The organism is Tsukamurella sp. NPDC003166 (assembly GCF_040611135.1).
Classification (GTDB): domain Bacteria; phylum Actinomycetota; class Actinomycetes; order Mycobacteriales; family Mycobacteriaceae; genus Tsukamurella.
In genome coordinates, this window is the sequence record NZ_JBEXNL010000032.1 from 1 (window position 1) to 10719 (window position 10719).

Consider the following 10719-nt stretch of genomic DNA (forward strand, 5'->3'; position numbering starts at 1 on the left):
CGATCGGCCTCGGAAATCAGAACGGGTTCAGCTCGCACCCCTCCAGTCTCCCACGACACCCATCGGCAACAGACTTTCAACACGAGCCACTAGCGCTGTCCGCCGTGACGCGATACAGCCCCCGGCGCGCCTCGGTCGAGGTCGTTGACCTGACGCTGCACGGTCAGAGACGGCTATCGTGATGTAGTGCATCTCCTTGTCAACAGTTGACAGTCGTCCGCTATATCCTGACGCCATGAGTCCCGACCAGCTCAGGGACTGCTGCACGGGTAGGTGACATCTGATCTGGCTTGCCCGGGAGGGTGAGCCTGGAAGGATGGCCATCGTGCCTAAGCCCTATCCGAAAGAGTTCCGTGATGATGTGGTCCGGGTTGCCCGGGATCGTGAGAGCGGTGTGACGATCGAGCAGATCGCGAAGGACTTCGGGGTGCACCCGATGACCTTGCAGAAGTGGATGCGTCGCGCTGATATCGATGACGGCAACAAGCCTGGGATGACGTCGGGGCAGTCCGTGGAGCTGCGGGAGGCGAACAAGCGAATCCGTTTGCTGGAGCAGGAGAATGAGGTTCTGCGACGTGCGGCTGCGTATCTGTCGCAGGCGAACCTGCCGGGAAAAGGTTCTACCCGCTCGTGAAGGAGCTCGCCGCCGACGGGATCCCCGTCACGGTGACGTGCCGGGTCCTCAAGCTCGCCCGCCAGCCCTACTACCGATGGCTCAATGATGCGGTCACCACCGCCGACCGGGTCGCCGCGGAGCGGGCGAACGCCCTGTTCGATGCGCACTGCGAGGACCCGGAGTTCGGGTACCGGTTCCTCGCTGACGAGGCCGAAGCTGCTGGTCAACCCATGAGTGGCCGGACGGCGTGGCGGATCTGCTGCGCCAACGGCTGGTGGTCGAGCTTCGGCAAGAAACGAGGCCGCAACGGCAAGAAGCCCGGGCCGCCGGTGCACGATGACCTCGTCGAACGTGACTTCACCGCCGAGCTTCCGAACGAGCTCGGTTGACCGATATCACCGAGCACTGGACCGATGAGGGCAAGCTCTACCTGTGTGCGATCAAGGATGCCTGCTCGGGGCGGATCGTCGGCTACAGTATCGACTCCCGTATGCAATCACGCCTCGCAGTGAACGCGCTCAACAACGCGGTCGCCCGCCGAGAAGACGATGTTGCGGGTTGCATTGTTCACTCGGACAGAGGGTCTCAGTTTCGGTCTCGGAAGTTCGTGGCTGCGCTGGGCCGGTACGGCTTGGTCGGGTCCATGGGACGTGTCGGCGCCGCAGGTGACAACGCGGCGATGGAATCGTTCTTCGCGCTGCTCCAGAAGAATGTCCTCAATCGACGTCGGTGGGCCACCCGCGAGGAGCTACGGATCGCGATCGTCACCTGGATCGAACGGACCTACCACCGCCGGCGCCGGCAGGCCCGACTCGGCCGCTTGACCCCGATCGAGTACGAGACCATCATCAACACAGCCGCCCCAGCGGCATAACACCGTAACTGTCACCTATCGGTGCAGCAGTCCCCTACAAGGGCGACGTGGCCTATCGCGGCGCGGTACACAGCGGACGGCATCAGGCACTGATCGATCCGGCCACCTGGCAACGAGTCCAAGAGGTCGCCGCCAGCCACATGATGGGTGAGCGCAACCGCGAGCACCCGCACTACCTCAAGTCCACCGTCTTCTGCGGCTCATGCGGCTCCCGCCTGATCGTCACCATGGCCCGAGGCAAACAAGGCCGGATCTACCCGTACTACATCTGCATCGGCCGTCAGCAGAAGCGCACAGCCTGCGAGCAGAAAGCCCTCCACGTCGGCACCGTCGAGGAACGCGTCGAAGAGCTCTATCGCACCGTGCAACTGTCACCAGGACAGGTGTCCGACATCACCACCATGCTCCACGGCGAGCTGGCGGGCACCCGGGACAAAGCTGACCGTGAACGCCACGACCTGACCGTCCAGCGCGACCACCTCCTGACCGAGCGCACCCAGCTGCTCCGCGCCCACTACGCCGACGCCGTCCCGCTCGATCTGCTCAAATCCGAGCAAGACCGCATCGCACGTCAGCTCGCCGATATCGAGACCCGGCTCGACGCCACCACCGCGACCGTCGACGCCGTCGAAGCCACCCTCACCGAGGCCTTGTCCTACGCCCGCGACTGCCACGCCGGCTACCTGGCAGCCTCCGAGCCGCATCGCCGTCTCTACAACCAGGCCTTCTTCGAGCGCATCGACGTCATCGAGGAGCGGGCTGTTGGCACCCTGCGCGAGCCGTTCAAGACCTTCACGGAGATCGCGGCAGCGAGCGCCACCTCTGAGCAGGAACGGCCAGGTGAGCCGGTTGTGACCGTGCCCGAACTCCTGAGCTCAGGCAATCAAAAACTCCCACCGGTTGGTGAGAGTTTGAATACGGATACCTTGGTGCGCACAGAGGGACTCGAACCCCCGACAGCCGGTGTGTAAGACCGGAACTCTAACCAACTGAGCTATGTGCGCTTGCCGGATGAGGCTAGCGCAGCGAGGGCGTGTTCCCAAAGCGACTGATCGCGCGGGACGCCGGGCTCGTTCATCTCGGAGAAGCGGATCACGCCGTCACGGTCGATCACGAAGGTGCCGCGGTTGGGGTAGCCGTTGCGCTCGTTGAGCACGCCGTACTCGCGCGACACCGCGCCGTGCGGCCAGAAGTCGGACACGATCGGGAACAGGTAGCCCTGCGAGCCCGACCACACCTTGTGCGTCGGCGGCGGGCCGACGGACACGGCGATGACGGCGGCATCGTCGTTCTCGAAGGACGGGAGCGAATCGCGGATGCCCCCGAGCTCGCTCTCGCAGGTGCCCGTGAAGGCGAGCGGGAAGAACACCAGCAGCACGTTCTTCTTCCCGCGATAGGACTCGAGCGAGACCGGCCGGTTGTTCTGATCGCGCAACGTGAAGTCGGGCGCGACAGCCCCGACCTGCAGGGGCGCGGACGGCGCACCGTCGGGGCAGGGCGTGGTCACCTCTTGGCCACGCGCCCCGACTTCGGCTGCACCAGGCGCGAGCCGATCCACGAGCCGAGGTTCGTCGACGAGGTCTGGGTGAGGCCCGCGGTGGGCGCGGCCTCGGCGATCTCGCTGGGCTGCACGTGTCCGGGCTGGCCCGTCTTCGGGCTGAGCACCCACACGTAGCCGTCGTCGGACAGCGGCGTGATGACGTCCATGAGCGTGTCGACCAGGTCGCCGTCGTCGTCGCGCCACCAGAGGATCACGACGTCGACGACCTCGTCGACGTCCTCGTCGAGCATCTCCGCGCCGGTGAGCTCCTCGATGGCGAGGCGCAGGTCGTCGTCGGTGTCCTCATCCCAACCGATCTCCTGCACGATGTTTCCGGGCTGCAGGCCCATCTTCTGGGCGAATGACCCATTCGTGGACACCGGTGGGAGCCTCCTCGCGTTCGCACGGACGGCCCGATGCCGTCCGTTCAGCAGTGTTGCGTGTCAACTTACGGCACGTGTGCCCGCACGCAAGCGGGGTACGCCGAACTCGCACCTGCGGACCTGGCGAATTCCACCACGCGGAATCCGACTGTCGAGTAGCTTTCGAATGCGGCAGGATGGGATCCGCGACACACCGCGCACCCCCGGCATCATCCAGTACCGCCTTCGCGACCCGTGAGGAGCACTTGTGACCGACTCGACCGTCACCACCCCGGCAACCACTTCCGGAGGGGGCCCCGCACCGTCGAACGACGGTCGCCCGGACCGCGTCCGCGTGATCCGCGAGGGCGTGGCCTCCTATCTACCGGACATCGACCCGGACGAGACGGGCGAGTGGATCGAGTCCTTCGACGACCTGATCGCGACGCACGGCCCGGCCCGCGCGCGGTACCTGATGCTCCGTCTGCTGGAGCGCGCGAGCGAGCAGCGGGTGTCCATCCCGTCGCTCACCTCGACCGACTACGTCAACACCATCCCCACCGACCTCGAGCCCTGGTTCCCGGGCGACGAGGAGCTCGAGCGCCGCTACCGCGCCTACATCCGCTGGAACGCGGCGATCATGGTGCACCGCGCGCAGCGTCCCGGCGTCGGCGTCGGCGGGCACATCTCCACCTACGCGGGCGCGGCCTCCCTGTACGAGGTGGGCTTCAACCACTTCTTCCGCGGCAAGGACCATCCCGGCGGCGGCGACCAGGTGTTCATCCAGGGCCACGCCTCCCCCGGCATCTACGCCCGCGCCTTCCTCGAGGGCCGCATCCCCGCGGAGCGCCTCGACGGCTTCCGCCAGGAGAAGTCGCACGAGGACAAGGGCAAGGGCCTGCCCTCCTACCCGCACCCCCGGCTGCTGTCGAACTTCTGGGAGTTCCCGACGGTGTCCATGGGCCTCGGCCCGATGAACGCCATCCAGCAGGCGCGGTTCAACCACTACCTGCACGACCGCGGCATCAAGGACACCTCCGACCAGCACGTGTGGGCGTTCCTCGGCGACGGCGAGATGGACGAGCCGGAATCGCGCGGGCAGATCCAGATCGCGGCGACCGAGGGCCTGGACAACCTGACCTTCGTCGTCAACTGCAACCTCCAGCGTCTCGACGGCCCGGTCCGCGGCAACGGCAAGATCATCCAGGAACTCGAGTCCTTCTTCCGCGGCGCCGGCTGGAACGTGATCAAGGTGATCTGGGGCCGCGAGTGGGACGAGCTGCTGCACAAGGACCGCGACGGCGCCCTCGTCAACATCATGAACAACACGCCCGACGGCGACTACCAGACCTTCAAGGCGAACGACGGCGCGTTCGTCCGCGAGCACTTCTTCGGTCGCGATCCGCGAACCAAGGAGCTGGTCCAGGACATGACCGACGAGCAGATCTGGGGCCTGCGTCGCGGCGGCCACGACTACCGCAAGCTGTACGCGGCGTACAAGTCGGCGATGGAGCACAAGGGCCAGCCCACGGTGATCCTGGCGCACACGGTGAAGGGCTTCGGTCTGGGCCACAACTTCGAGGGCCGCAACGCGACCCACCAGATGAAGAAGCTCACGCTCGACGACCTCAAGGGCTTCCGCGATCACCTGCGGATCCCGATCACCGACGAGGAGCTCGAGAAGGACCCGTACCTCCCGCCGTACTACAACCCGGGACCGGAGTCGAAGGAGATCCAGTACATGCTGGATCGCCGCAAGCAGCTCGGCGGCTTCGTGCCCTCGCGCCGTACGCAGGCCCAGGTGCTGCAGACGCCCGGCGTCGACGCCGTGAAGGTGATGCTCAAGGGCTCGGGCAAGCAGCAGGTGGCCACGACGCAGGCCGTCGTGCGCATCTTCAAGGAGCTGCTGCGCGACAAGGAGGTCGGCCCGCGGATCGTTCCGATCATCCCCGATGAGGCGCGCACCTTCGGCATGGACAGCTGGTTCCCCACGCTGAAGATCTACAACCGCCTCGGTCAGACCTACACGGCGGTCGACGCGCAGCTGATGCTGGCGTACAAGGAGAACCCGCAGGGCGTCATCCTGCACGAGGGCATCAACGAGGCCGGTTCGACGGCGTCGTTCACCGCGGTCGGCACGTCGTACGCCACGCACGACGTCCCGATGATCCCGCTGTACATCTTCTACTCGATGTTCGGCTTCCAGCGCACGGGTGACGGCCTGTGGGCCGCCGCCGACCAGATGGCCCGCGGCTTCGTGCTCGGCGCGACCGCCGGCCGCACCACGCTGACCGGTGAGGGCCTGCAGCACGCCGACGGCCACAGCCACGTGCTGGCGTCGACCAACCCGGCCGTCGTCGCGTACGACCCGGCGTTCGCGTACGAGCTCGCGCACATCGTGATCGACGGCCTGCGGCGGATGTACGGGGAGAACCCGGAGAACATCTACTACTACATCACCGTCTACAACGAGCCGATCAGCCAGCCGGCGCAGCCGGAGAACCTGGACGTCGACGGTCTGCTCAAGGGCATGTACCTGTTCAAGCCCGCGGAGAGCACGCACGAGAAGAAGGCGAACATCCTCGCCTCGGGCGTGACCATGCCCGACGCGCTCGCGGCACAGGAGATGCTGGCCGCGGACTGGGGTGTCTCGGCGTCGGTGTTCTCGGTCACCAGCTGGGTGGAGCTCTCCCGCGACGGCATCGAGTCGGAGAAGGCGGCGCTGCGCGATCCGTCCGCGGAGTTCCGCACGCCGCACGTGACGAAGGTGCTCGCCGGCACCGAGGGCCCGACGATCGCTGCGTCCGACTTCATGCGCGGCACGCAGGACCTGATCCGGCAGTGGGTGCCCGGCACCTATGTCACGCTCGGCACCGACGGTTTCGGGTTCTCGGATACGCGTCCGGCCGCCCGGCGCTACTTCAACGTCGACGCGGAGTCGATCGTCGTGGGTGTTCTGCTGGGGCTCGCGCGCGACGGTGCGCTCGATTTCTCGGTCGCCGCGGAGGCAGCGAAGCGGTACCGGATCGACGACGTGCTCGCCGCCCCGAAGCAGGTTTCGGACCCCGGCGTAGCCTAGGACTCCATGACCGCCGATACGGGCTCGTTCCCCCTCCCCGGGAGGCCGGGGAAGGGGGGCTTCACCAGGAAGCGACCCGAGCCCCGTGAGGTGCTGCCCGAGGCGATCCTCGCCAGGATCCGCCAGTACTCGGGCCGGGTCGCGACGGAGGCGGTGCGCTCCATGGAGGAGCAGCTGCCCTACTTCGCGGATCTGGAGGCCAGCCAGCGGGCGTCGATCCAGCTGGTCGTCCAGACCGCGGTGGTCAACTTCGCGGAATGGATCGACCACGGCGGCGACGTCGCGTACACCGTGGCGGCCTTCCAGTCGGTGCCGCAGGACCTGGCCCGGCGGGTCACGCTCCTGCAGACCGTCGAGATGGTCCGCGTGGCCATGGAGTTCTTCGAACGCTGGCTGCCGCTGCTGGCGCGCAACGAGGAGCAGCTCATCGCGCTCACCGAAGCCGTGCTGCGGTACGGCCGGGAGATCGGATTCGGCGCCGCGGCGATCTACGCCTCGGCCGCCGAGGCCCGGGGCGCGTGGGACTCGCGGATGGAGGCGCTGGTCGTCGACGCGGTCGTCCGCGGCGACACCGGCGCGAACCTCCTCTCCCGCGCCGCGGCCCTGAACTGGGACCCGGTCGCGTCGGCCACCGTCATCGTCGGCAATCCCCCGCCGGACCAGAACGTTTCGGTGGCCGGATCGGTCCACGACACGGCCCGGTCGCACGGCCGCTCGGCCCTCGCCGTTGTGCAGGGCACCAAATTGGTGGTCATCGTCAGCGGCGCGGTCACCACCGGGGACCCGTTCGGGGAGGCGCTGATGCGTCACTTCGCCGACGGTCCCGTGGTGATCGGGCACACCACGCCCACTCTCGAGGACGCGCACGCATCGGCCGTGGAGGCCATCGCCGGCGTCAACGCGGTGGCGGGGTGGCCCGGGGCCCCGCGTCCGGTGCACAGCTGGGAGCTGCTGCCCGAACGCGCCCTGATCGGCGACACGCACGCGGGCCGCACGCTCTACGAGTTGCTCGTCAAGCCGCTCGAGGAGGCCGGTTCGGCGTTGTCGGACACGCTGGACGCCTACCTCGATTCGGGCGGCGCGGTGGAGTCCTGCGCCCGCGAGCTGTTCGTCCACCCCAACACCGTGCGGTACCGCCTGAAGAAGATCGCGGAGATCACCGGGCGCGATCCGCAGGACCCGCGCGACGCCTTCGTGCTCCGTGTGGCAGCGACGATCGGGCGTCTCGCGGCGGCCAATCCGGACCGTTTCACCCCCGCCGCTATGACGCGAATCACAGACCTCTCACTGAGCTAGTCGAGTCACAAATAACACTCTGGTAACAGCCAGGACTCGCTGAGCAGCACTTTTGTGGAAACCCCACAAATTACCTGGGGCAGGTTCTCAGGCTCCAACACCTTCCTTTCAGGTTCCCGGGGTGTTTCCTGGTAAGCGTGATTGCACTGCTCGCACCCGGACAGGGTTCCCAGAAGCCCGGCATGCTGACGGCATGGCTCGACCAGCCTTCTGCCGTGGAGCGCCTTCGCGCGTGGTCCGAGATCGCCGATCTCGACCTGGTCCGCCTCGGCACCATCGCCGAGGCCGACGAGATCACGGACACCGCCGTGACCCAGCCCCTCGTCGTGGCCGCCGCACTGCTCGCGTTCGAGCAGATGGGCGACCAGCCGTCGGACACCGTCGTCGCCGGCCACTCCGTCGGTGAGCTCGCCGCCGCCGCCGTCGCCGGCGTCATCACGGCCGACGAGGCCGTGCGCCTGGCCGCGATCCGCGGCCGCGCCATGGCCGCGGCCTGCGCGCTCGTCCCCACGTCGATGACCGCCGTGCTCGGCGGCGTCGAGGAGGACGTGCTCGCCACCCTCGAGTCCTTCGACCTCATTCCGGCCAACATGAACGCCTCCGGGCAGATCGTGGCCGCGGGCACCGTCGAGAACCTGGCGAAGCTGGCCGACAACGCCCCCGAGAAGGCGCGCCTGCGCCCGCTCGCCGTGGCCGGCGCCTTCCACACGGAGTTCATGGCCCCCGCGCAGGAGGCCGTCGCGGCCGCCGCGCAGTCCATCACCCCGCGTGACCCGCAGCTGACCCTGCTGTCCAACCGTGACGGCAAGGCCGTGACCTCCGGTGCCGAGGCCCTCGCGGCCATCGTCGCGCAGGTCACCCGCCCGGTCCGCTGGGACCTGTGCACCGCCACCATGCGCGAGGCCGAGGTCTCGATGGTCGTGGAGCTGCCGCCGGCCGGCGCCCTCGTGGGCATCGCCAAGCGCGAGCTCAAGGGCGTGCCGCAGGTCGCCGTGAAGACCCCGGCCGATCTGGCCGAGCTGCTCGCCCCCGCGCAGTAGCCTTCGTACCGCCGACGGGGCCGCCCGGCACCGTCGAACCCGCGACGTACGTCGCACAGATACTCCCGTCTCCGCGAAATCGCGGGTCGGGTCACACAAGGAAAGGGACCCACTGTGGCCACCAGCCAGGACGAAATCGTCGCCGCCATCGCCGAGATCATCGAAGAGGTCACCGGCATCGAGCCCTCCGAGGTCACCCTGGACAAGGCGTTCATCGACGACCTGGACATCGACTCGCTGTCGATGGTCGAGATCGCCGTGCAGCTCGAGGACAAGTACGGCGTCAAGGTGCCGGACGAGGACCTCGCGGGCCTGAAGACCGTTGGCGACGCCGTCGCGTACATCCAGAAGCTCGAGGCCGAGAACGCTGATCTCGCTGCCGAGCTCAAGGGCAAGTACGAGGCGGAGAAGGGCAAGTAGGGTCTTGCCTTCGCTGAGGAATTTCTCGACGCGCGGTGGCGACTTCCCGAGTGTCGTCGTCACCGCCATCGAGCTGACCACGTCGCTCGGAGTCGATACCGACTCCACCTGGGCGGGTCTACTCGAGGGTCGCAGCGGCATCCGGCCGCTCGAGGGAGATTTCATCGGCGTGCAGATCCCCGACCTCCCCGTACGTTTCGGAGGTCAGCTGCTCGAGGACCCCACGTCGGAGGTCCCCGAGCGCCCCGACCGCCAGTTCGCCGGAAACCTGGCCAAGCAGCACGTCACCAAGCGGCGCATGTCGTACGTGGAGCAGTCCTCGTACGTCATGACCAAGCGGCTCTGGGACAAGGCCGGTCGGCCGGATGTCGATCCGTTCCGCCTCGCGGCGGTCGTCGGCACCGGCCTCGGCGGCGGCGAGTCGATGGTGGAGGCCGTGGACGCACTGCGCGACCACGGCGTCCGCAAGGTCTCGCCGTTCGCGGTGCAGATGTCCATGCCGAACGGCCCTGCGGCCGTCGCCGCGCTGGAGATCGGTGCGCGAGCGGGCGCCATCGCGCCCGTCTCGGCCTGTTCGACGGGCAACGAGGCCATCGCCCACGCCTGGCGCCAGATCATTCTCGGCGACGCCGACATCGCCGTCTGCGGCGGCATCGAAGGACGCATCGACAGCCCCGTCATCGCCCCGTTCTCCATGATGCGGGCCCTCTCGACCCGCAACGACGACCCGCAGGCCGCCTCGCGCCCGTTCGACAAGGACCGTGACGGCTTCGTCTTCGGCGAGGCCCAAGCGCTCATGATCATCGAGACCGAGGAGCACGCGCTGGCGCGCGGTGCGAAGCCGCTCGCCCGCCTGATGGGCGCCGGCATCACGTCCGACTCGTTCCACATGGTGCAGACCGATGTCGAGGGCCGCGGCGCGGCGCGTGCCATGAAGCGTGCCATCGAGGTCGCCGGACTCACCCCCGCAGACATCGACCTGATCAACGCCCATGCCACCGCGACCCCGATCGGCGACATCGCCGAGGCCAAGGCCATCACCGCCGTCGGCACCGACGCCGCGGTCTACGCGCCGAAGGGCGCGCTCGGGCACTCCATCGGCGCCGTGGGCGCGCTCGAAGCGGCGCTGACCGTACTCGCGATCCGCGATGGCGTCATCCCGCCCACCCTGAATCTGGACAACCAGGATCCCGACATCGACCTCGATGTCGTGCACGGGCAGGCCCGCAAAACCGATATCCAGTACGCCCTGAACAACTCGTTCGGATTCGGCGGCCACGACGTGGCGCTGGCCTTCGGCAAGTACTGATCGTTTCCACGAGAGCCGGCCGTCGGGGATCCCCCGGCGGCCGGTTCGTCGTTTCCGGGCGGTCCGGTCGGGGCGGTCCTGTCGCGCGTGCCTGTCGGGGACGCGAGATGAAACGCCTGCGCGAGTGGAGCAGCGACACCGAGACCGGCGACCGCGACGAGCTGACCCCCGCCGTCGGCGACC

8 protein-coding genes, 1 tRNA gene and 2 pseudogenes are annotated in these 10719 nt (G+C 67.9%); 7 read left to right on the plus strand and 4 right to left on the minus strand.

Annotation, left to right across the window (positions count from 1 at the left end):
- The first annotated feature begins 325 nt into the window (after positions 1 to 325).
- A pseudogene (locus tag ABZX10_RS22630) lies at positions 326 to 1490 on the plus strand (IS3 family transposase).
- Between the two features lie 143 nt (positions 1491 to 1633).
- Positions 1634 to 1834: pseudogene (locus ABZX10_RS22635) on the plus strand (zinc ribbon domain-containing protein); the annotation flags it as partial.
- Between the two features lie 27 nt (positions 1835 to 1861).
- Here the strand turns inward: ABZX10_RS22635 and ABZX10_RS22640 are convergent.
- From ABZX10_RS22640 to ABZX10_RS22655, 4 genes are all read right to left on the minus strand, one after another.
- A complete protein-coding gene (locus tag ABZX10_RS22640) occupies positions 1862 to 2164 on the minus strand; it encodes a hypothetical protein (protein ID WP_355545539.1) in 303 nt (100 codons plus the stop codon).
- Positions 2165 to 2417: 253 nt separating this feature from the next.
- Positions 2418 to 2494 (minus strand) — tRNA-Val (locus ABZX10_RS22645).
- Complete coding sequence (locus ABZX10_RS22650; RefSeq protein ID WP_068569284.1) at positions 2485 to 2997, minus strand: peroxiredoxin; 513 nt, start codon at positions 2995 to 2997, stop codon at positions 2485 to 2487. Before ABZX10_RS22650 ends, ABZX10_RS22645 begins: the two co-directional genes overlap by 10 nt.
- Positions 2994 to 3380: a DUF3052 domain-containing protein gene (locus ABZX10_RS22655; RefSeq protein ID WP_068569285.1), complete on the minus strand. Its 387-nt coding sequence runs from the start codon at positions 3378 to 3380 to the stop codon at positions 2994 to 2996. The genes ABZX10_RS22650 and ABZX10_RS22655 overlap by 4 nt, the downstream gene beginning before the upstream one ends.
- A 367-nt stretch (positions 3381 to 3747) precedes the next feature.
- On the opposite strand from ABZX10_RS22655, the gene aceE reads away from it, so the two are divergent.
- The 5 genes from aceE (at position 3748) to ABZX10_RS22680 (ending at position 10536) form a co-directional block, all read left to right on the plus strand.
- Positions 3748 to 6471, plus strand: coding sequence for a pyruvate dehydrogenase (acetyl-transferring), homodimeric type (gene aceE / locus ABZX10_RS22660; protein WP_355545548.1), 2724 nt, complete (start codon positions 3748 to 3750; stop codon positions 6469 to 6471).
- A 6-nt stretch (positions 6472 to 6477) separates the two neighbouring features.
- Complete coding sequence (locus ABZX10_RS22665) at positions 6478 to 7767, plus strand: helix-turn-helix domain-containing protein (RefSeq protein ID WP_139057692.1); 1290 nt, start codon at positions 6478 to 6480, stop codon at positions 7765 to 7767.
- A 137-nt stretch (positions 7768 to 7904) separates the two neighbouring features.
- Positions 7905 to 8807 carry an ACP S-malonyltransferase gene (locus tag ABZX10_RS22670; protein WP_082789423.1) on the plus strand — a complete coding sequence of 301 codons (903 nt, stop codon included), beginning with the start codon at positions 7905 to 7907 and terminating at the stop codon, positions 8805 to 8807.
- Between the two features lie 114 nt (positions 8808 to 8921).
- A complete protein-coding gene (gene acpM, locus ABZX10_RS22675; protein ID WP_068530048.1) occupies positions 8922 to 9227 on the plus strand; it encodes a meromycolate extension acyl carrier protein AcpM in 306 nt (101 codons plus the stop codon).
- A gap of 13 nt (positions 9228 to 9240) precedes the next feature.
- Complete coding sequence (locus ABZX10_RS22680) at positions 9241 to 10536, plus strand: KasA/KasB family beta-ketoacyl-ACP synthase (RefSeq protein ID WP_355545551.1); 1296 nt, start codon at positions 9241 to 9243, stop codon at positions 10534 to 10536.
- Positions 10537 to 10719: the final 183 nt, after the last annotated feature.